This window comes from Modestobacter roseus, from assembly GCF_007994135.1.
Classification (GTDB): Bacteria; Actinomycetota; Actinomycetes; order Mycobacteriales; family Geodermatophilaceae; genus Modestobacter; species Modestobacter roseus.
In genome coordinates this window covers 1,581,065-1,602,717 of the sequence record NZ_VLKF01000001.1, presented here as the reverse complement: position 1 = coordinate 1,602,717, position 21,653 = coordinate 1,581,065, and the positions used below count along the sequence as shown (strand labels likewise).

Here is a 21,653-nt window from a genome sequence, read left to right as displayed (position 1 = left end):
ACCATGCTCGTCCCGGCGGCGCAGGTCGGGCGCCGCACGGTCGTGCCGGCGCTGGGCCGTCGGGAGGGAGGCGGTGGCCGGATGGCTGGGGAGCGAGCCCACCTCGGTGGTGCACGGCGCCGCCCGGGCGCGGGCAGCGGTGGGTGCACGGGTGCGACCGGACGTGCTGGCGGCGCCACCGTGCGGTGCCGGTGGTGAGCGGGTTGCGCGACGGCCCGCTCGGCGCAGTGGTCGATCGGGTGCGCGGGGCACTGTGGCCGATCCCGTTCATCGGGATCGTGATCGCCGTCGGCCTCGGCGTCCTGCTGCCCACGGTCGACGGCTGGCTCGCCTGGGGTGACCACCCGCTGACCTTCGCCTTCGGGGGCGGCCCCGCGGCTGCCCGGGACCTGCTCAACGCGATCGCGGGTTCGCTGATCTCGGTGACCGGTCTGGTCTTCTCCCTCACCGTGCTGGCCCTGCAGTTGAGCAGCAGCCAGTACTCGCCGCGGCTGCTGCAGACCTTCGTCACCGACCGGGTGGTGCAGCTGACGCTGGCCCAGCTGGTGCTCACCTTCGTCTACGCGCTCACCGTGCTCCGGACCGTGCGGACGGCCGATGCGACGGTCGGCGAGTCGGCGTTCGTCCCCCGCCTGTCGATCAGCGTCGCCTACCTGCTGACCCTGGGCAGCGTCGTGGCGCTGGTGCTCTTCATCGGCCACCTGGCCTCGGTCCTGCGGGTCGAGACGATGCTCCGCGACGTGCACGACGAGTCCACCACCACGATCGCCACCGAGCTCGGCAGCAGCAGCGACCACGACCAGGGAGGGGCGGGGGGCAGCGGCCCCGCCCGCGGGCGTGAGGTGCTGCTCACCGCCCGGTCCAGCGGCTTCCTCGTCGGGATCGACGCCCGGGCCGCGGCGGCGGCCGCGGCCGAGGCGCGGGTGGTCGTGGAGCTCGGCGTGCGGATGGGCGACTCGGTGGTCGAGGGCACGCCGGTCGCCCGCGCTCGGCTCGAGCCCGGCGCGGACCTCGACGTCGACGCGCTGGCCGACCGGCTGGACGAGTCGCTCCAGCTGCACTTCGAGCGCTCGGCCAGCCGCGACGTCGCCTACGGCCTGCGCAAGGTGGTCGACATCGCGCTGCGGGCGCTCTCCCCGGGCATCAACGACCCGACGACGGCGGTGCACGCCTTGTCCCACGCCTCGGCGATCCTCGGGAAGCTCGCCGTGCACCCGGCCGACGGGCGGGCGCACCGCGACGAGGACGGGAACGTGCGGGTGGTCGTGCCGCCGTGGACGCTGCCGGCGTTGCTCCAGCTGACCATGGAGGAGCCGTTGCACTTCGCCGAGGGCCAACCCGCGGTGCTGCGCCGGCTGGCCGGACTGCTGCAGGAGTTCGCCTGGCAGGCCCGCGGCCGGGACGTGGACGACCAGGTGCTCGGCTACGCCGACGCCGTCGCGGCGAGCGCGCGCAGCTCGACCCAGGTGCCGGAGTCGGAGACCCGGGCCTGGCGCGAGCGGGTGGCCCAGGCCCTCGCGGGGGAGTGGCCGGCCGCGGGACGCTGACGACGGGCGCCCGGGTCCTCCGGGGTCGCTCACCCGCCGTGCGAGAGTCGGCGGGTGAGCGACCCCGGCCGTCCCCTGTCCTTCGGCGCCTTCCTGACCCCCGGCGCCGCCGACGCCGACCGCACCGTCGCCCTGGCGGTGCTGGCCGAGCAGGTGGGGCTGGACCTGGTCACGTTCTCCGACCACCCGTACCAGCCGGCCTTCCTGGACACCTGGACGCTGCTGAGCTTCGTGGCCGCACGCACCAGCAGGGTGCACCTGGCGGCGAACGTGACCAACCTGCCGCTGCGGCCGCCGGCGGTGCTGGCCCGCAGCGTGGCCGCCCTCGACCTGCTCAGCGGTGGCCGGGTGGAGCTGGGCCTGGGCGCCGGCGCCTTCTGGGACGCCATCGCCGCGATGGGCGGGCAGCGGCTCACCGGAGGGCAGGCGGTGCAGGCGCTGGAGGAGGCGATCGACGTCGTCCGGCAGACCTGGGACGCCGGCGCGCGCGGGGGCGTGCGGGTCGAGGGGGAGTTCCACCGGGTGGTCGGCGCGAAGCGCGGCCCGGCGCCGGCGCACGACGTCGGCATCTGGCTGGGCGCCTACAAGCCGCGGATGCTCGCCCTGACCGGCCGCCGGGCCGACGGCTGGCTGCCGTCGCTGAGCTACCTGCAGCCCGGCGACCTGGCGCGCGGCAATGCGCTGATCGACGAGGCCGCGGTCGGGGCCGGCCGGTCGCCGGCGGACGTGCGCCGGCTGCTCAACGTCACCGGCACGTTCACCACCACCGGCCATGGCCCGCTGCGGGGCCCGCTGCAGGGCCGGGTGCAGGGTGCGCTGCAGGGGCCGGCCGAGCAGTGGGCCGAGGAACTGGCCGAACTGGCGTTGGCGGAGCGGATCAGCACGTTCGTCCTGGGCAGCGACGACCCCGACGACCTGCGCCGCTTCGCCGCCGAGGTGGCCCCCGCCGTCCGCGAGCTGGTGGCCGCCGAGGGCAGGACGGCCGTCGCGGCGCCGCCCGGGCCCGCGGCGGGGACGCCGGCGTTCCCCGTCGCCCCCACGCCCGACGACGGGGCCCGGCGCAGCGACCGGCAGGTGTGGGACGAGTCGACCCGCCCGACCGGCCCGGCGCCGGACCCCGCGCGTGACTACACCGACGCCGAGCTCGCCCAGGGCCAGCACCTGGTCGCTATCCACGACGGGCTGCGCAGCGAGCTGGCCCAGGTGCAGTCGCTGGTCGACCAGGTGGCCGCCGGGACGATGGACGTCGGGACGGCCCGGTCGCACATCAGCCTGATGACCATGCGGCAGAACAAGTGGACGCTGGGCACGTACTGCGAGGCCTACTGCCGGATCGTGACCACGCACCACACCATCGAGGACCAGTCGATGTTCCCGCACCTGCGGGCCGGTGACCCGCGGCTCGGCCCGGTGATCGACCGGCTGGAGCAGGAGCACCACGCCATCCACGACGTGCTGGAGAACGTCGACCGGGCGCTGGTCGAGTTCGTCGGCGGCTCCGACGGCACGGTCACCGACGGGATGGCCGGGCTGCGGGCCGCCGTCGACCTGCTCAGCGACACGCTGCTGTCGCACCTGGCCTACGAGGAGCGGGAGCTGGTCGAGCCGCTCGCCCGGCTCGGCATGCACTGACCCGACCGCCGGGACTGCGGGACGCGTGGGACGCGAGGGGCGTCACTCGACGAATCGCCCGACGCGGATTGTCACGACTCCACAACGCACCTACGGTGGCTGGGTCCGGTCGGCCGTCCCGCTCGTGAGCGGCGGGGTCCGAGTGGGCGTCATCGCCGCGTGCGGGCACCTCCGCCCTGCCGCCCTGCCGTCTCGGAGCCCTCCTGCTCATGCGCCCCCGTTCCACCGCTGCCCGCCGCACCCCGCCCACCGGCATGCGCCGCCCCTCGCTCTACGTGGCGGTCGCCGCCGCCGGCGCGGTCGCGGTGCACGTGCTCGCCGGCCCGGAGCCCGCTGCCCAGGCGGAGGCGGCGCCGACCGGGACGGTGAGCGTCGCCGAGGCGCTGGGCCTGACCGCGTCGGCCCGCCCGGTCGACCCGGCCCGCGACCTGGCGCCGCTGGAGGAGCTGGCGGCCACCCGCAGCAGCCGCGAGGACGCCCAGGTGGCCGCGCAGCAGGCCCAGGCCGCCGCCGACCAGGCCGAGGTCGACCGGCTGGCCGCCGAGGCCGAGGCGACGGCGGCCGCCGAGCGCGCCGCCGCCGAGGAGGAGGCGGCGGCGAAGGCGGCCGCCGAGGCCGCGGCCGCCGCGCAGCAGCAGACCCAGCAGACCCAGCAGGCTGCCCCGCAGCGTGGCGGTACCGGTGCGGCCGCGGCGGCGCCCGCGGGCGGGGTGGCTCGGATCAGCAACAGCACCGGCTCGGTGAAGCCGGTGGTCCAGGCCGCGGCCGATGCGGTGGTCTCCGCGGTCCCCGGCGCCGGTCGCATCACCCTCGGGGGCACCCGGGCCAGCGCGGCCGACCCCGGTGGCCACCCCTCGGGGCTGGCGCTGGACTACATGGTCATGACCGACGCCGCCCTCGGCGACGCGATCGTGGAGTACCACCGCGCGCACTGGGCCGAGCTGGGTGTCGACTACCTCATCTGGGAGCAGCGGATGCTCTCCTCGCCCGGGGGCTCCTGGAAGGCCATGGCGGACCGGGGGAGCGGCACGGCGAACCACTACGACCACGTGCACGTGAACTACCGGGGCTGATCCCGCGCCGGCCGCGGCTCCACGCACGGTCCTTCCGGCAGCGTCCGGCCGGACCTTCGTCCCTGCCCCCGGCCCGTGCTCGCCGTGAGGCTCGGGGCATGGGCGCCACCGAGGACCTGGTCAGCACCCCGCCGCCCGCGTCGGTCGGTGCTGCGCACGGGCTGCCGGTCGCCGACGTCGTCGTGCTGCTGGGCGCCGACCGCGAACGGGGCCTGAGCGAGGCCGAGGCGGGCGGCCGGCTGGCGCGGCTGGGGGCGAACGTCCTGCCGCGGCTGGACCGGCGCGGGCCCTGGCTGCGCTTTCTGCTGCAGTTCCACCACCCGCTGATCTACGTGCTGCTCGCCGCGGCCGTCGCCACCCTCGCGCTCGGTGACGTGGTGGACGCCGGGGTGATCCTCGCCGTGGTGCTGGCCAACGCGGTGATCGGCTTCGTGCAGGAGTCGCGGGCCGAACAGGCGCTGGACGCGCTGATGGACATGGTGCGCACCGAGACCACGGTGGTCCGCGACGGCGTCCGCCGGCGGGTGCCGTCGGCCGAGCTCGTGCCCGGTGACGTCGTCGTCCTGGACGCGGGGGACCGGGTGCCGGCGGACCTGCGGCTGGTGGAGGTGCACGAGCTGCACGTCGACGAGTCGGCGCTGACCGGTGAGTCCGACCCGGTGGTCAAGGAGGCCGTCGCGCTGCCGGTGGAGACCGCGCTGGCCGACCGGGCCAACATGGCGTACTCCTCGAGCCTGGTCGGCCGCGGTGCGGGCCGCGGGGTGGTGGTCGCCACCGGCGCGGACACCGAGATCGGCCGGATCCACCGGCTCGTCGGCGAGGCCGAGACGCTGGAGACCCCGCTGACCCGCACGATCACCCGGTTCAGCCAGCTGCTGACCGTGGTGATCCTGCTGCTGGCGGCGCTCACCTTCGGGCTGGGCCTGCTGCGGGGGCAGCCGGCCGCGGAGATGCTCACCGCCGCCGTCGCCCTGGCGGTCGGCGCCATCCCCGAGGGGCTGCCCGCGGTCGTCACCATCACCCTGGCCATCGGGGTGGCCCGGATGGCCCGCCGGCGGGCGGTGATCCGCCGGCTGCCCGCCGTGGAGACCCTCGGCAGCACCTCGGTCATCTGCACCGACAAGACCGGCACCCTGACCGCCAACGCGATGACGGTGACGACCCTGCTGGTCGGCGGCCGCACCGTCGAGGTGACCGGCACGGGCTACGCGGCGGCGGGGGAGCTCCGCCGGGACGGCGCCGTGGTGCAGCTGGGCGGTGAGCCGGCCCTGCGCGAGTGCCTCGTGGCCGGCGTGCTCTGCAACGACGCCCGGCTGACCGACACCGGCGGCCGGCGCGCGGTGGTCGGTGACCCCACGGAGGCGGCGCTGGTGGTGGTGGGGGAGAAGGCCGGCCTGGACCCGCACCGGCTGCGCAGCGAGCTGCCCCGGGTCGCCGCGATCCCGTTCGATGCCGACCGCCGGTGGATGGCCACCCTGCACCGGGCCCCGGACGGCCGGGTCGTCGCCTACGTCAAGGGGGCGGTCGAGCGCCTGCTGGCGATGGCCGCCACCGAGCTGCGGGCCGACGGCAGCACCGCGCCGGTCGACGCGGCCGCGGTGCACTCCCGGGCCGATGAGCTCGCCGGGCAGGCGCTGCGGGTGCTCGCCATCGGCACGCTGGAACTGCCGCCGGGCACCACGGAGCTCACCGAGGAGGCGCTGCACGGGAGGCTGGTGCTGCTCGGCCTGCAGGCGATGCAGGACCCACCGCGGCCGGCGGCGCTGACCGCGGTCGCGGCCTGCCAGCGGGCCGGCATCGAGGTCAAGATGATCACCGGCGACCACGCCGGCACCGCCCGGGCGATCGCGCGGCGGTTCGGTCTGGGCGAGGGGGGCGACCCGGTCGTGGTCACCGGCGCCGAGCTCGCCGACCACCCGGCAGCGGACCTCCCGACGCTGGTCGCCCGCACCGCGGTGTTCGCCCGGGTGAGCCCCGAGCAGAAGCTCCGGCTGGTCGAGTGCCTGCAGCGCCAGGGGCACGTGGTGGCGATGACCGGCGACGGGGTCAACGACGCCCCGGCGCTGCGGCGGGCCGACATCGGCGTGGCGATGGGCGCCGGTGGCACCGAGGTGGCCAAGGAGGCCGCCGACATGGTGCTCACCGACGACGACTTCGCCTCGATCGAGGCCGCGGTCGAGGAGGGGCGCGGCGTCTTCGACAACCTCCGCAAGTTCATCACCTTCATGCTGCCCACCAGCTTCGGCCAGGGGCTGGTCGTCCTCACGGCGGTCGTGGCGGCGACGACGCTGCCGATCCTGCCGGTGCAGGTGCTGTGGGTGAACCTGACGACGGCGGTGGCCCTCGGGCTGGTGCTGGCGTTCGAGCCGCTGGAGGACGGCGTCATGCGGCGGCCACCGGTGCCGGCCACGCGCCCGCTGCTGACCGGTGTGGTCGTCGGGCGGATCGTGCTGGTGTCGGCGCTGATGCTGGTCGGCGCGTTCGGGCTGTTCCGGTGGGCGCTGGCCGCGGGGGAGCCGGTGGAGGTCGCCCGCACGGTGGCGGTGAACGTGTTCATCGCCGTCCAGGTGGCCTACCTGCTCAACTGCCGCTCGCTGGAGCGCCCCATGTGGCGGATCGGGATGTGGCGCAACCGCTGGGTGCTGGCCGGGGTCGGCGCGATGCTCGGGCTGCAGCTGCTGTTCACCTACGCCCCGTGGATGAACGAGCTCTTCGACACCGCCCCGGTCGCACCGGTGTGGTGGGTGTGGGCCACGGCGATCGGCGTCGCCGTCCACCTGCTGGTCGAGGCGGAGAAGTGGCTGCGCCACCGTGGCGCCGGGCGCGCCAGGGTCGTTGGGCCCGGCGCGTGACGCCCGGGGTCGCTGGGCGGCGCGGCCGGTGGTGCGAAGACTCGACCGCGGAGGTCCGGCGCGACGGGCGCGGGACGAGTGGGGAGAGGCGAGCATGAGCGTCGAGGACCGGATCGCCGACGTCGACGGGCTCACCCGGAGCGTGCTCAGCGACGAGGAGGTCTCCGCGCTGGACGCCTGGTGGCGGGCGGCCAACTACCTCTCGGTCGGGCAGATCTACCTGATGGGCAACCCGCTGCTGCGCGAACCGCTGCGACCGGAGCACGTCAAGCCCCGCCTGCTGGGCCACTGGGGCACCACGCCCGGGCTGAACTTCCTGTACGCGCACCTCAACCGGGCGATCACCGCCCGCGACCTGGACATGATCTACGTGATGGGCCCCGGGCACGGCGGGCCCGGCCCGGTCGCCGCCGCCTGGCTGGAGGGCACCTACACCGAGGTCTACCCGGAGGTGTCCCAGGACGCCGAGGGGATGCGCCGGCTGTTCACCCAGTTCTCCTTCCCGGGCGGCATCCCCAGCCACGTCGCGCCGGAGACCCCGGGGTCGATCCACGAGGGCGGCGAACTCGGCTACTCCCTCTCCCACGCCTACGGCGCCGCCTTCGACAACCCGGACCTGGTCGTCGCCGCCGTCGTCGGTGACGGCGAGGCCGAGACCGGCCCGCTGGCCGCCAGCTGGCACTCCAACAAGTTCCTCGACCCGCAGCGCGACGGCGCGGTGCTGCCGATCCTGCACCTCAACGGCTACAAGATCGCCAACCCGACGGTGCTGGACCGGATCCCGCGCGGCGAGCTGATGGAGCTGCTGCGCGGCTACGGGCACACCCCGTACCTGGTCGAGGGCGACGACCCGGCGGTGATGCACCAGGCGTTCGCCGCCACCCTGGACGCCTGCCTGGACGAGATCGCCGCGATCCAGCGGCGGGCCCGGCTCGGCGGCGACCTGAGCCGGCCGCGCTGGCCGGTGATCGTGCTGCGGACGCCGAAGGGCTGGACCGGCCCGCGGGAGGTCGACGGGGTCCGGGTCGAGGGGTCGTGGCGCTCGCACCAGGTGCCGTTCAGCAACGCCCGCGGCGACGACGGGCACCGCGCCGTCCTGGAGCAGTGGCTGCGCAGCTACCGCCCCGAGGAGCTGTTCGACGAGTCCGGGGCGCCGGTGCCGTTGGTGCGTGACCTGCACCCGCGGGGCGACCGGCGGATGAGCGCGAACCCGCACGCCAACGGCGGCGCGCTGCTGGCCGACCTGCGGCTGCCCGACTTCCGCGACCACGCCGTCCCGGTGGCCGCGCCGGGCACCGGCGCGGTGGAGGCCACCCGGGTGCTGGGCGGCTTCCTGCGCGAGGTGATGCGCCGCAACGACACCACCTTCCGGGTGCTGTCGCCGGACGAGAACAACTCCAACCGGCTCGGCGCGGTGCTGGAGGTGACCGACCGGGCCTGGATGGCCGAGCGGTTCGACGACGACGACCACCTGGCGCCCGACGGTCGGGTGATGGAGATCCTCTCCGAGCACACCTGCCAGGGCTGGCTGGAGGGCTACCTGCTCACCGGCCGGCACGGCCTCTTCTCCTGCTACGAGGCGTTCATCCACCTGGTCGACTCGATGGTCAACCAGCACGCCAAGTGGCTGAAGACGACCAACGGCATCCCGTGGCGGCGGCCGATCGCGTCGCTGAACTACCTGCTCACCTCGCACGTGTGGCGGCAGGACCACAACGGCTTCTCCCACCAGGACCCCGGCTTCATCGACCACGTGGTCAACAAGAAGGCCGACGTCATCCGGGTCTACCTGCCGCCGGACGCCAACACGCTGCTCTCCGTCGCCGACCACTGCCTGCGCTCCCGGCAGTACGTCAACGTGATCGTCGCCGGCAAGCAGCCGGCGCTGCAGTACCTGGACATGGACGCCGCGGTGGTGCACTGCACCAAGGGCATCGGCATCTGGGAGTGGGCCAGCAACGACGCCGGGGTCGAGCCCGACGTCGTCATGGCCTGTGCCGGCGACGTGCCCACGATGGAGACCCTCGCCGCGGTGCAGCTGCTGCGCGCGCTCCTGCCCGACCTGCGGATCCGGGTGGTCAACGTGGTCGACCTGATGCGGCTGCAGGACGACCGGGAGCACCCGCACGGCCTGGACGCCACCGCCTTCGACGCGCTGTTCACCCGGGACAAGCCGGTGATCTTCGCCTACCACGGCTACCCCTGGCTGATCCACCGGCTCACCTACCGCCAGACCAACCACGGGAACATCCACGTCCGCGGGTACGTGGAGGAGGGCACCACGACCACGCCGTTCGACATCTGCGTGATGAACCGGATCGACCGCTACCACCTGGCGATCGACGTCATCGACCGGGTCGAGCGGCTCCGCGACGTCTCCGCGCACGCCCGGGAGCAGCTGGCCGGCAAGATCATCGAGCACCGGCAGTACGTGCGCACGCACGGCGAGGACCGGCCGGAGATCCAGCAGTGGCAGTGGGCTCCGGTCGACGGGCACGTGCGGGTGGGCACGAACGAGCCGCTGCACGAGCCGTCCTGACCGCACCCGTGCCCGCCCGTCGCGTTGACCGGTGGGCGGGCCGCCGCGATCCTCGGTCGGCTGCCTCGCCACACAGGGGGCGCACGAGGAACGGGGGAACGCATGGACGGCAGGCGGCGGGCGGGGGTGGCGAGCGGGCTGGTCCTCGGGGCGGTGCTGCTGGGCGGGTGCACCGGTGGCGGGCCGGCGGAGGCGATCCGCTCCTACGACGTGCGCATCGAGGCCGCCGCCGACGGGTCGCTGCAGGTGGAGGAGGTGATCGAGTACGACTTCGGGGACGAGGAGCGGCACGGGATCGAGCGGCTGATCCCGGAGCGGCTGCCCTACGCGCAGACCCGCGACCGGCTGCACCCGGTCAGCGACGTCACCGTCGAGAGCCCCTCCGGCGCGCCGGTGGACACCGAGCTGCTCCGCGAGGACGGCGTGCTCACCCTCCGGGTGGGCGACGAGGACACCGAGGTCAGCGGCCGGCACACCTACGAGATCGGCTACCGGGTGGCCGGCGTCGCCGACGCCGACGAGCTGCGGTGGAACGCCGTGGGCACCGGCTGGTCGGTGCCCGTCGACGACGTCGACGTCCGGGTGGCCGGGCCGTCGGGCGCGGCTCCGGTGGAGGCGGACTGCGTCGTCGGCGCCGAGGGCTCGCGCACCCCGTGCGACGTCACGGTCGAGCCCGGCGGCGAGCTGCACGCGCAGGCGTCGGGCCTGGCCCCCGAGGAGGGGGTGACCGTCGCCGGGCGCTGGCCGGCGGGGACGTTCGCCGCGGCCGAGCCGATCTACGACGACACGTTCAGCCCGGCGCGGGCGTTCCGGGCCACCCCGGCCACCGCCGGTCTGGCCCTCGCCGCGCTGCTGGCCCTGGCCGGCCCCGTCGTGCTGCTGGCCCGCCGCGGCCGGCCGCGGCGGGCGTCCGGTCCGGTCCCGCCGCAGCTCACCCCGCCGCGGGACGGGCGCCCCGCCCAGCTGGGCACGGTGCTCGACGGGCACGCCCAGCGGCACGAGGTGACCGCCACCCTGCTCGACCTGGCGGTCCGCGGCCACCTGCGGATCGAGGAGACCGGCGGCCGCGCGGCCGACGGGAGTGATGGCCCGGCCGACTGGCGGCTGGTGCGCACCGGGAAGGACCTGCGGGGCCTGCGCGGGTACGAGCAGCTGCTGCTGGACGGCGTCTTCGCCGAGGGCGACGTGGTCACCCTGTCGGAGCTGCAGCCGCGGTTCGGCGGGCTGGACGGCCGGGTCCGCTCGGCGCTGTACACCGACGTGGTCGAGCTCGGCTGGTTCACCGCCGACCCGGCCGCCGTCCGCCGCCGCTGGTACGCCCGGGGCGCCGTGCTGCTCGGCACCGGCGTCGTCCTCACCGTCGTGCTCGCGGCCGTCGGCACCTGGGCGCTGGCCGGTCTGGGCGTCGTCGTCGCCGGGCTGGTGGTGCTGGGGCTCGCCGGGCGGATGCCGCAGCGCACCGCGGAGGGGGCGCAGGTGCACCAGCAGGTGGTGGCCTTCCGCGACTCCCTGGCCGCGTCGGACGCGCTGGCGCGGGTGCCGGCCGGCCGGGTCGACGACCTGGCCGGCGACCCCCGGGCCCGGTACCTGCCGCACGCGGTCGCCCTCGGCGTCGCGAACCAGTTCGCCGCGGCGCTGGAGGCGGCGGGCCCCGCGCCGGCGGCGGACTGGTACGTGCCGGCCCACGGGGCCGGCTACGTGGGGGTGTGGCCGTCGCTGGTCGCCTTCTCCTCCCCGGACAACCCGGTGCTCTCCCCGCCGGTGAGCAGCGGCGGTGGTGCGACGTCGGTGGGCGGCGCGGCCGGCGGAGGTGGCGGCGGCAGCTGGTGACCTGGCCCAGATGACAAGGGTGCTTGACAGACTTCCGGGTGGCCGGGCACCCTCGACATGTCAAGGGTGCTTGACCAGTGAGGGAGACGATGCGCAACGACGTCCGGGAGCTGCGGCTCGCCGCCGGCCTGTCCCAGCGGGAGCTGGCCGAGGCCCTCGACGTCTCCCGGCAGACGGTCAACTCCATCGAGACCGGGCGCTACGACCCCTCGCTGCCCCTGGCCATCGCCATCGCCCGGCACTTCCACCGCACCGTCGAGGAGACGTTCCATGTCGACTGACCACCAGCTCGTCAAGCACCCCGCGCTCGGCCTGCTGGTCGGCGCCGTGACGCTGACCGCCGTCGTCGGCACCGGTCTGCTGCTGCGCGAGCACGGCCCGGGCAACATGGGCAACGGCCTGCTGCAGGGCGGGGCCGTCGGCCTGGTCCTGGCCGGGGTGATGATCTGGCGGGTGAGCCGGGGCCGCGCCTCGACGTTCGAGCGGGCCTGGACGCTGACCGGCGACGAGCGCGAGGACGCGGTGCTGACCCGGGCGCTGGCCGTCGTCGGCCTGCTCGCCTTCCCGCTCACCGCCGTCGCCACCATCGCCATCGCCCTCGGTGCGCTCACCGAGATGGTGCTGTTCCTGCTGCTGGTCACCGAGGTCGCCGTCGGCGCCGTCGCCTTCTCGGTCATCTCCCGCCGCAGCTGAGGCCGGACCGCGCGGGCGCTCGTACGCTGGTCGGGGTGAGCATCGCCCCCGGACCGACCGTCCGTCTCGACGACGGGTTCGCCCGCGCGCTGCCCGAGCTGGCGCTCCCGTGGCAGGCCGAGGAGGCGCCCGCGCCCACGCTGCTGGTCCTCAACGACCGGCTGGCCGACGAGCTCGGGCTGGACCCCGCCTGGCTGCGCAGCCCCGAGGGTGTCCGCTTCCTGGTCGGCAACGCCGTCCCCGACGGCGCCTCCCCGGTGGCGCAGGCCTACTCCGGCCACCAGTTCGGCAACTACTCGCCCCGCCTCGGCGACGGGCGGGCGCTGCTGCTCGGCGAGCTCGTCGACGGCGCGGGCCGGCGGCGCGACCTGCACCTCAAGGGCTCCGGCCGCACCCCGTTCGCCCGCGGCGGCGACGGCCTGGCCGCCGTCGGGCCGATGCTGCGCGAGTACGTCGTCAGCGAGGCGATGCACGCCCTCGGCATCCCGACCACCCGTTCGCTCGCCGTCACCGCCACCGGTCGGGACGTGCGCCGGGAGACCCTGTTGCCGGGCGCCGTGCTCGCCCGGGTGGCGAGCAGCCACCTGCGGGTCGGCACGTTCCAGTACGCCCGGGCCACCGGGGACGTCGAGCTGCTGCGCCGGCTGGCCGACGTCGCCATCGCCCGGCACCACCCCGCGGCGGCCGACGCCGAGCAGCCGTACCTGGCGCTGTACGAGGCGGTCGTCGCCGCGCAGGCGTCGCTGGTGGCGCGGTGGATGCTGGTCGGCTTCGTGCACGGGGTGATGAACACCGACAACGTGACCATCTCCGGCGAGACGATCGACTACGGGCCCTGCGCGTTCCTCGACGGCTACGACCAGGCGACCGTGTACAGCTCGATCGACAGCAGCGGCCGGTACGCCTACGGCAACCAGCCGCTGGCCGCCGAGTGGGACCTGGCCCGGCTCGCCGAGGCGCTGCTGCCGCTGCTGCACACCGACCAGGAGCAGGCGGTGCCGATCGCGGTCGAGGCGCTCGGCCGCTTCCGCCGCGGGTACAACGCGGCCTGGGCGGTGGGGATGCGGGCCAAGCTCGGCCTGCCCGAGGGGCTGGACGACGCCGCCGTCACCACGGTCGTCGACGAGCTGCTGCCCCTGCTGCAGGAGAGCCGGGTCGACTGGACGTCGTTCTTCCGTGCGCTCGGCACCGCCGCCCGCGGCGACGCCGAGCCGGCCCGCCGGCTGGTGCTGGACCTGGCCGCCTTCGACGTCTGGCTGGACCGCTGGCGCGCGCTGGCGCCGGACGCCGCGCTGATGGACCGCACCAACCCGGTGTACGTGCCGCGCAACCACCTGGTCGAGGACGCACTGACCGCGGCCACCGCCGGTGACCTCGGTCCGGTCGAGCAGCTGGTCGCCGTGGTCCGGCGCCCGTTCGACGAGCGGCCCGGGCTGGCGCGCTACGCCGCCCCCGCGCCGGACACGTTCGGCCCCTATACGACCTTCTGCGGCACCTGACCGGTCACAGCTCGGTGCGGAGCACCGCTCAGATCTCGGTGCGCAGCAGCGCGGCGGCCTCGGCGAGCGCGCGCATCTTGCCCGCCGCCGACGCGCGCGGCAGGTACTTCAGCCCGCAGTCGCTGGACAGCATCAGCTTCGTCACGTCGACCGAGTCCAGCGCGCGGCGCACCCGGTCGGCGATCACCTGCGGGGTCTCCACCTCCGGGGTGGAGAGGTCCAGCACGCCCAGCGCGATGCCCGTCCCGCGCAGCGGCCGGAGGGTGGCCGGGTCCAGGCTCGACTGGGCGGTCTCCACCGAGACGGCGGCGACCGGCACGTCGGCGAGCTCGGGCAGGAACGAGTAGCCGGCCGGGCGCTCGGCGACCATCGCGGCGTAGCCGAAGCACAGGTGCACGTGCACCGGCCCGGCGGCGCCCTCGACCGCCCGGGTGAGCGCCTCGGCGCCGTACCGGCGGGCGATCTCCGGGCGGGCCTGCAGCCACGGTTCGTCGACCTGCACGATGTCGGCGCCGGCGGCGAACAGGTCGGCGATCTCCGCGCGGACGACGTCGGCGTAGGCCAGCGCCAGGGCCCGGTCGTCGCCGTAGTGGTCGTCCTGCGCCTGCTGGGCCATGGTGAACGGGCCGGGGACGGTGATCTTCACGGCCCGGTCGGTGTGCGCGCGCAGGAACTCCACGTCGGCGACCTGCACCGGGGCCGGGCGCCGCAGTTCGCCGGTCACCCGGGGCACCGGGATGTCGATGCCCGAGCGGTTGCGCACGTGCCCGGGGGAGTCCAGGTCGAGCCCGGCCAGCGCGGTGGCGAAGTGGTTGGAGTAGGACTCCCGGCGGATCTCCCCGTCGGTGACCACGTCCAGCCCGGCCTCCTCCTGGGAGCGGATCGCGGCGAGGGTGGCGTCGTCCTGGGCCTCGGCGAGGTGCTCGGCGGGGATCCGCCACAGCTCGGCGGCCCGCACGCGTGGCGGGAACTGGTGGCCCAGCCGCTCGCGGTCGATCAGCCAGTCGGGCTGCGGCAGGCTGCCGACGACCATCGTGGGCAGGGGCGGGAGCTCACGGCGCATCCGCCCATCCTGGCCTGCCGGACCGGAGCGCGCGCGGACGGCCTCACCACGGCTCGACGACGTCGCCCTCGCCGGGCATGCCGTGCCGCAGCTCGGCCGGTGGTCCGCCGCCGGCCGGCCACACCCGCAGGCCGGCGAAGACCATCGGCACCCCGCGGGCGCGGAACGGGTCGGCGTCGTCCATCGCCTGCAGGTGCACGTGCGGCTGGGTCGAGTTGCCCGAGTTGCCGCACTCGCCGACCGGCTCACCCGGCTCGAGGTGCTGGCCCACCCGCACGCCGATCGATCCGGCGCGCAGGTGGGCGAGGACGACGTAGGCGCCGTCGCCGGCGGCCAGGACGACGTGGTTGCCCGCCAGCGCCCCGGCGCCGCCCCGCGCGCGGGAGGCCTGGGTGAGCGCGTAGGACAGCCGGGCCGGCACCGACCGCCGCGCCGCGTGGTCGGGCTCGCCGTCGTGCACGGTCACCACCCGGCCGGCGGCGGGGGAGAGCACCGGCCGGCCGAACCCGACGAACCGCTCCGGCGGCTCGGTGGCCAGCGCCGTGCGCCAGTCGCGGCGCCGGGCCGGTTCCTGCCCGGCGACGGCGACGAAGTCGATGGCGTGCGTGGTGGCGAACAGGTCGCTGCCGTGGCTGGGCACCCGCCGCGCCGGGCTGTTCACCGCCCGCCAGGTGCCGTCGAACGGCAGCCGGAGGACGACGGTCTCGGTCACCGGCATCCCGGCTCCTCGGTTCGGTGGGCGGGCGGGCTCAGCATGCCGTGCGGGGCGGTGTCCCGTCAGGTCCGATCTCGGCGTCCCGCCCCGTCTGCAGAGGCGGCCGACCGGCCGAGCGACCGGCCGATGCCGCGGGCGGCCGTCAGCAGCAGGGGCACCAGCTCGGCTGCGCGGCCGTCGTTGGGGACGATCACCGACAGCGCCGCCACCACCTGTCCGGCGCCGTCGCGGACCGGCACGGCGATCCCGGTGGCATCCGGGTGCTGGTGACCGGGGAGGACGGCGGCCTGGGTCCGCCGGACGTCGGCGAGGGCGGACCGCAGTTGGGCGGACGTGCCGAACCCGGCGGCCGTGACCGGCTGCAGCGGCTGGGCGAGGAGCCCCTCCTGCACCGGGAGCGGCGCGTAGGCGAGCAGCACCAGGCCCGAGGACGAGGTGGCCAGCGGGAGGCGGCCGGCGATCCGGGTGAAGTTGATGACGGCGTCGCGGGCGCTGAGCCGCTCCACGAAGAGCACCTCGTCGCCGTCGCGGACCCCCAGCTGGACGTGGTGCCCGACCACGGCGTGCACGTCCTCCACGAACGGCATCGCCGCGTCGCGGAGGGAGACGGTGGGCGAGGCCCGCGCACCCAGCTCCCACAGCCGCACGCCGATCCGCACCTCCCGGCCGGGGCCGCGCTCCAGCAGCCCGTGGCGCACCAGCTCGGCGACGAGCCGGGACGCCGTCGCCACGTGCAGGCCGCTGCGCCGGGCCACCTCGCCGACCGTCAGCGCCGGTTCCTCGGCGGAGAAGGCGTCGAGCACCCGCACGGCGCGGGTGAGCACCGACTCCCCGGTCGCGGAACGGGCCACGTACGCAGTCTGCCACCAGTCGTCTCGGCCAATGAGAAAGGGCTGTGCCGCAGAGTGACCCGCGTCGCACCCTCGGCGCAGCGACGACGAGGGGGTCGGTGTGCTCGACGAGGAGCAGCAACGCAGGACGGCGGGCCGCCCGATGGTGCGCGTGCTGGCCAAGACGCCGGTGGCCGACGGCGTGGTGGCGGTGACCCTGGCTGCGGCCGACGGGCGGCGGCTGCCGGACTGGACGCCGGGTGCGCACGTCGACCTGACCTTCGGCAACGGGCTGACCCGGCAGTACTCGCTGTGCGGGGACCGGTGGGACCCCCGCGCCTACCGGCTGGGCGTGCTGCTCGAGCCGGCCGGCCGGGGTGGGTCCGCCTACGTGCACGGGGAGCTCCAGCCGGGACACCAGGTGCAGCTGGGCGGGCCGCGGAACAACTTCCCGCTGGTGCCGGCGGACTCCTACCTGTTCGTCGCCGGCGGCATCGGCATCACGCCGCTGCTGCCGATGATCGCCCAGGCCGACCTGCTCGGCGCCGACTGGCGGCTGCTCTACGGCGGCCGGCACCGCGGGTCGATGGCGTTCCTCGACGAGCTCGCGGCCCACGGCGACCGGGTGCTGGTCCGCCCGCAGGACGAGGTCGGCCTGCTGGACCTGGCCGGCTTCCTGGGCGCACCCCGGCCGGGGGTGCGCGTCTACGGCTGCGGCCCGGCGCCGCTGCTGGCCGCGCTGGAGGGTGCGTGCGCGGACTGGCCGGCGCGCACGCTGCGCACCGAGCGCTTCGCCGGTGCCGACGTCCTGGCACCGGTGCGCACCACGCCGTTCGTCGTCGAGCTGCACCGCAGCGGACGCACGGTGACCGTGGACCCGGGGATCTCCGTCCTGGAGGCGGTGGCCGCCGCCGGCGTCGACGTCCTCTCCTCCTGCCGCCAGGGGACCTGTGGCACCTGCGAGACGGTCGTGCTCGCCGGCACCCCCGACCACCGCGACGCCCTGCTGGACGACGAGGACCGGGCGGCGGGGGACTGCATGTACCCCTGCGTCTCCCGCGCCCGCAGCGACCGTCTCGTCCTCGACCTGTGACCGACCGGGAGCCGACCATGACCGCCACGCCGACCACCGCGCTCGCCGACCTGCCCGTCAGCGACGTCGACCCGTTCGCCCACGACGTGCTCGAGGACCCGCTCCCCGTGCACCAGGAGCTCCGCGAGGCCGGCCCCGTCGTCCGGCTCAGCCGCTACGACGTCCTCGCGCTGGCCCGGTACGAGGAGGTGCACGCCGCGGCGGTCGACTGGCAGCGGCTGGAGAGCGGCGCCGGGGTGGGGCTGGCCAACTACCGCACCGAGCAGCCGTGGCGGCCGCCCAGCGTGCTGCTGGAGGCCGACCCGCCGCGGCACGACGCACCCCGCCGGGTGCTCGGCCGGGTGCTGGGGCAGCGGGCGCTGCACCGGCTGCGCGCGCGGTGGGTGGCCGACGCCGAGCAGCTGGTCGACGAGGTCCTCGGCGCCGGCCTCGAGTTCGACGCCGTCCGCGCCATCGCCCAGGTGTTCCCGCTGCGGGTGTTCCCCGACGCGGTGGGGATCGGCCCGAGGGGCGGGAGAACCTGCTGCCCTACGGCGACCACGCGTTCAACGCCTTCGGGCCGCCCAACGACCTGGTCGCGAAGGGGGAACCGCGGGTGGCCGAGCTGTCCGGCTGGGTGGGGGAGCAGTGCGCCCGGGAGGCGCTGACCGGCGACGGGTTCGGTGCCGCGATCTGGGCCGCCGCCGACCGCGGTGAGATCACCCCGCAGCAGGCGCCGCTGATGGTGCGCTCGCTGCTCACCGCCGGGGTGGACACGACCGTGCACGGCATCTCCGCGGTGCTGTACGGGCTCGCGTCGCACCCCGGGGAGTGGGACCGCCTGCGAGCCGACCCGTCCCTGGCCCGGATCGCCTTCGACGAGGCGGTCCGCTGGGAGTCGCCGGTGCAGCTGTTCTTCCGGACCACCACCACCGACGTCCCGATCGGCGGCACCGTCGTCCCGGCCGGCCGCAAGGTGCTCATGTCCTACGCCGCGGCGAACCGGGACCCACGACGCTGGTCCGACCCCGACCGGTTCGACCTGACCCGGGACCCGTCCGGGCACATGGGCTTCGGCATGGGCCTGCACCAGTGCGTGGGGCAGCACGTCGCCCGGCTGGAGGCCGAGGCGGTGCTGATCGCGCTGAGCCGCCGGGTGCGGTCGATCGAGCTCGCCGGCCCGGTGCGGCGGCACCACAACAACACCCTGCGGGCGCTGGACAGCCTGCCGCTGCGGCTGACCCTGCGCTGACCAGGAGCGGGCCCCCACCAGGAGGCGCAGCGACTCCGCCGGCTGCCGGGGGTGCCGGGGTCAGGGCGCCGACGAACCGTGCAGGTCAGGGGCCGGCGCCGGCCAGGACATCTGTCGCGGTCCGGGTGGGGCGTCGGCCCGATCCGCCGGCGGTGGGTGCTCCGTAGCGTCGACGGATCGGCGGCCACCCGGCGCCGCCCCGTCGCGAGGAGCACCGCGTGGCCACCGTCGTGAACTCGCACAGTGCGCCGCAGCTGGCCTCCCCGCTGCTGCGCCGGACCGGCCGGTGCACGGTGCTCGGCGTCCTCAACGTCACCCCGGACTCGTTCTCCGACGGCGGGCTGTGGGCGACCCCGGACGCCGCCGTGGCCCACGGGCTGGCGATGGCCGCCGACGGCGCCGACGTCGTGGACGTGGGCGGGGAGTCGACCCGCCCGGGCGCGGACCGGGTAGCGGTCGCCGAGGAGCTGCGCCGGGTGGTGCCGGTGGTCGCCGAGCTGACCGCGGCCGGCGTGGCGGTCAGCGTGGACACCACCCGCGCGGCCGTGGCCGAGGCCGCGATCGCCGCGGGGGCGGTGCTGGTCAACGACGTCAGCGGCGGGCTGGCCGACCCGGCGATGGCCCGCGTCGTCGCCGACGCCGGGGTGCCCTGGGTGCTCATGCACTGGCGCGGCCACAGCCGGGACATGTACGCCGCGGCCAGCTACACCGACGTCGTCGCCGAGGTGCGGGCGGAGCTGACCGCCCGGGCCGACGCCGCCGTCGCCGCGGGCGTGGACGCCGGCCGGCTGGTGCTCGACCCCGGGCTGGGGTTCGCCAAGCGGCCCGAGCACGACGTCGCGCTGCTGCGGCACCTGGACGCGCTGGTCGACCTGGGCCTGCCGCTGCTGGTGGGCGCCTCGCGCAAGCGGTTCCTGCAGGCGGTGCTCACCGAGCAGGGCGGCGTCGTCCGGACGGCGGAGCAGCGGGACCCGGCGACCCTGGCCACCACCGTGCTGGCCGCGCAGGCCGGCGCCTGGGGTGTGCGGGTGCACGAGGTGGCCGGCACCGCCGACGCGCTACGCGTCCTCGCCGCCGTCGCCGGCGACTGACCCCGGGCGGCCGGCACCGACGCCCGGCTGTCGGGACAGGTCGCGGACAAAGCAGACCCGGTCCAGGCCGGGGCCGTCGTAGTCCGACTGCACCGCGACACCGTCGACGAGGGTTGCGCTCGGTTCCACCTCGAACCCCAGGCGGGTGTGGAAGGCGACGGAGGCCCGGTTGCCCGGGCTGGTGATGCAGCGCACCACGGTCGCACCGCGACGTGACGCCGTGGTGGCGAACTGCTCGTGGAGCCAGCGGCCGATCCGCTGCCCACGGTGGGCCGGGTCCACCCCGATGACGTGCACGTAGGCCGCCCCCGGCACCGACTGGGACAGCGGGCAAGCCGGGAAGGTACGCGCCGCCGGTTCATGATCACCCCGGCTCCAGCGGGGTCACAGCGCGGAGGAGACCCCGCTGGTGCCGGGGTGATCACCGCTCCGGTCCCGCGAAACGGCCAGGGGCCGGGGAACGCTGCGTGCGCAGCGCTCCCCGGCCCCTGGTGCGACCGACCCGGAGGTCAGCTGCCGGTGCGCCAGCCCGGCTGGTAGCTCTCGCGGGCCATGGCGGTGTAGGGCGCCGGGCTCACGATGGCGCGCACGCTGAACTGCTCGTGCGGCTCGACGGTGGTCTTCTTGCTGCCGCCGTCCGGCTCGCCCCAGATGACCCGGACCTCGGCGCCGTGCGGGACGCTCGGGTCGACGGTCGCCAGGGACAGCGCCACGCGCTCGTTGGAGCTGTAGCCGGTGAACATCGACAGGCCCAGCAGGCTGCCGTCGGCGTCCTCGACCCGGTCGAAGCTCGACGAGCCGTAGTTGGCGTTGGGCAGGTCGAAGAACTGGTAGCCGGGGCCGTTCTTGTCCACCGGCGAGGCCAGCAGCTTGGCGACGTCCTCGGCGTTCCACTCCAGCGTGACCTTGCGGCGCTGGCTCTCCTTGTCGACCGCCTCCAGGGCGTCGCGGCCGATGAAGTCGTGGTCGAACTTCACGAAGCCGCCGTAACCCAGCTCCCACGGGTTCTGGTAGTAGTCCTCGATGCTGTCCGACACGTAGCTGCCGGCGAGGGCGTTGGTGGCCTCGTAGCCGTCGGCGGGCAGCCACTCGCGGTACTCGCGCAGGCCCTCGCTGGTGTAGACGGCGGGCAGCGGCGAGGGGATCCAGCCCGACTCCAGCGTGTTGCTGGAGTAGGCGCGGGAGCCGCAGGGCTCGATGCCGAACTCGCTCCCGGCCTCGAGGATGGCCTCGCGGGTCTGGTCGTAGGTCTCGTACGGGCCCCAGATCTCCAGACCCGGGGCGCCGGCCATGCCGTGGCGCAGGGTGCGGACCTCGTGGCCGGCGATGTTCATCGTGCTCATCCGGAAGAACTTGAGCTGCTCGACCGGGCCGCCGTTGAGCTTCTCGATGACGTCCCAGGCGCGCGGGCCCTGGATCTGGAAACGCCAGACGCTGCGGGTCACCTGCTTGCCGTAGGGGCGCGAGGGGGAGCGGGGGTCGTTCTCCAGCTCGACGTCGTAGCCCTTGCTGCCGTGGAACATCAGCCAGTTGGCCACCGGCGCGCGGCCGACGAAGACGAACTCCTCCTCGGCGAGCCGGAAGAGGATGCCGTCACCGATCACGCCGCCCTCGGGGGAGACCGGCACGAACTGCTTCGCGCTGTTGACCGGGAAGTTCGCGGTGCTGTTGATGCCGGTGTCGGTCAGCAGCTTGAGGGCGTCCGCGCCGCGGACGTAGGTGTTGAACATGTGGTGGGACTGGTCGAACAGCACGGCGGTGTTCTGCCAGGACTTCACCTCACGCCGGAAGTTGGTGAACTCCGCCGGCACCACGGGGTAGATGTAGGCGCCGATCTGCGAGTCGCGCAGCAGCTCGACGGTGTTGCCCTTCTGGTCCAGCAGTTCCTGCAGGTTCTTGGCGCTCATCTGGGTCCGTTCGTCGTCGTTGGCTTCCCGGTGCCGCCCAGGAGGGCGGCGGGCTGGT

The 21,653-nt window shown here is 75.2% G+C and carries 17 protein-coding genes and 1 pseudogene; 13 read left to right on the top strand and 5 right to left on the bottom strand.

What is annotated here, in order from left to right; translation table 11 throughout:
* The first annotated feature begins 194 nt into the window (after positions 1–194).
* The 9 genes from JD78_RS07630 to JD78_RS07590 all read left to right on the top strand — a co-directional run bounded on the left by JD78_RS07630 (position 195) and on the right by JD78_RS07590 (position 13,665).
* Positions 195–1,547, top strand: coding sequence for a DUF2254 domain-containing protein (locus tag JD78_RS07630; RefSeq protein ID WP_166521062.1), 1,353 nt, complete (start codon positions 195–197; stop codon positions 1,545–1,547).
* Between the two features lie 54 nt (positions 1,548–1,601).
* A complete protein-coding gene (locus tag JD78_RS07625) occupies positions 1,602–3,179 on the top strand; it encodes an LLM class flavin-dependent oxidoreductase (protein WP_153361024.1) in 1,578 nt (525 codons plus the stop codon).
* Positions 3,180–3,388: 209 nt separating this feature from the next.
* Positions 3,389–4,252, top strand: coding sequence for a VldE C-terminal domain-containing protein (locus JD78_RS07620; RefSeq protein WP_166521061.1), 864 nt, complete (start codon positions 3,389–3,391; stop codon positions 4,250–4,252).
* Positions 4,253–4,350: 98 nt separating this feature from the next.
* Positions 4,351–7,104, top strand: coding sequence for an HAD-IC family P-type ATPase (locus JD78_RS07615; RefSeq protein WP_153361025.1), 2,754 nt, complete (start codon positions 4,351–4,353; stop codon positions 7,102–7,104).
* Between the two features lie 94 nt (positions 7,105–7,198).
* A complete protein-coding gene (locus tag JD78_RS07610) occupies positions 7,199–9,643 on the top strand; it encodes a phosphoketolase family protein (protein ID WP_153361026.1) in 2,445 nt (814 codons plus the stop codon).
* A gap of 102 nt (positions 9,644–9,745) precedes the next feature.
* On the top strand, positions 9,746–11,473 hold the full coding sequence (locus JD78_RS07605; protein WP_153361027.1) for a DUF2207 domain-containing protein: 1,728 nt from the start codon (positions 9,746–9,748) through the stop codon (positions 11,471–11,473).
* Between the two features lie 77 nt (positions 11,474–11,550).
* Positions 11,551–11,754 (top strand): helix-turn-helix transcriptional regulator, encoded by a 204-nt coding sequence (locus JD78_RS07600; protein WP_243730999.1) that lies wholly within the window; start codon positions 11,551–11,553, stop codon positions 11,752–11,754.
* The gene (locus JD78_RS07595) at positions 11,744–12,166 is read left to right on the top strand and encodes a hypothetical protein (RefSeq protein ID WP_153361028.1); all 423 of its coding nucleotides are present in this window, start codon (positions 11,744–11,746) and stop codon (positions 12,164–12,166) included. The genes JD78_RS07600 and JD78_RS07595 overlap by 11 nt, the downstream gene beginning before the upstream one ends.
* Before the next feature lie 35 nt (positions 12,167–12,201).
* Positions 12,202–13,665: a protein adenylyltransferase SelO gene (locus JD78_RS07590; RefSeq protein WP_166521060.1), complete on the top strand. Its 1,464-nt coding sequence runs from the start codon at positions 12,202–12,204 to the stop codon at positions 13,663–13,665.
* Positions 13,666–13,693: 28 nt separating this feature from the next.
* Here the strand turns inward: JD78_RS07590 and JD78_RS07585 are convergent, their stop codons facing one another.
* From JD78_RS07585 to JD78_RS07575, 3 genes are read right to left on the bottom strand one after another with little or no spacing between them, the layout of a single operon-like run.
* Entirely contained in the window at positions 13,694–14,728 is a 1,035-nt protein-coding gene (locus tag JD78_RS07585; protein ID WP_166521059.1) for a uroporphyrinogen decarboxylase family protein, read from the bottom strand.
* Positions 14,729–14,771: 43 nt separating this feature from the next.
* Positions 14,772–15,446, bottom strand: coding sequence for a M23 family metallopeptidase (locus JD78_RS07580; protein ID WP_166521058.1), 675 nt, complete (start codon positions 15,444–15,446; stop codon positions 14,772–14,774).
* Positions 15,447–15,505: 59 nt separating this feature from the next.
* Positions 15,506–16,294, bottom strand: coding sequence for an IclR family transcriptional regulator (locus JD78_RS07575; RefSeq protein WP_166521057.1), 789 nt, complete (start codon positions 16,292–16,294; stop codon positions 15,506–15,508).
* Positions 16,295–16,442: 148 nt separating this feature from the next.
* On the opposite strand from JD78_RS07575, the pseudogene JD78_RS22545 reads away from it, so the two are divergent.
* The 4 genes and pseudogenes from JD78_RS22545 to folP all read left to right on the top strand — a co-directional run.
* Positions 16,443–17,366: pseudogene (locus JD78_RS22545) on the top strand (PDR/VanB family oxidoreductase); the annotation flags it as partial.
* Positions 17,367–17,383: 17 nt separating this feature from the next.
* On the top strand, positions 17,384–18,013 hold the full coding sequence (locus tag JD78_RS22095; protein ID WP_243730998.1) for a cytochrome P450 family protein: 630 nt from the start codon (positions 17,384–17,386) through the stop codon (positions 18,011–18,013).
* Positions 17,962–18,597, top strand: a complete 636-nt coding sequence (locus JD78_RS22090; protein ID WP_243730997.1) for a cytochrome P450 — start codon at positions 17,962–17,964, stop codon at positions 18,595–18,597. The genes JD78_RS22095 and JD78_RS22090 overlap by 52 nt, the downstream gene beginning before the upstream one ends.
* 218 nt (positions 18,598–18,815) lie before the next feature.
* Entirely contained in the window at positions 18,816–19,688 is an 873-nt protein-coding gene (gene folP / locus JD78_RS07560; protein WP_228395314.1) for a dihydropteroate synthase, read from the top strand.
* Here the strand turns inward: folP and JD78_RS07555 are convergent.
* Together JD78_RS07555 and ligM are read right to left on the bottom strand one after the other, a co-directional pair.
* On the bottom strand, positions 19,656–20,003 hold the full coding sequence (locus JD78_RS07555; RefSeq protein WP_208104028.1) for a GNAT family N-acetyltransferase: 348 nt from the start codon (positions 20,001–20,003) through the stop codon (positions 19,656–19,658). The genes folP and JD78_RS07555 overlap by 33 nt on opposite strands.
* A 194-nt stretch (positions 20,004–20,197) precedes the next feature.
* Complete coding sequence (gene ligM, locus JD78_RS07550) at positions 20,198–21,595, bottom strand: vanillate/3-O-methylgallate O-demethylase (protein ID WP_153361669.1); 1,398 nt, start codon at positions 21,593–21,595, stop codon at positions 20,198–20,200.
* Between the last annotated feature and the right edge of the window lie 58 nt (positions 21,596–21,653).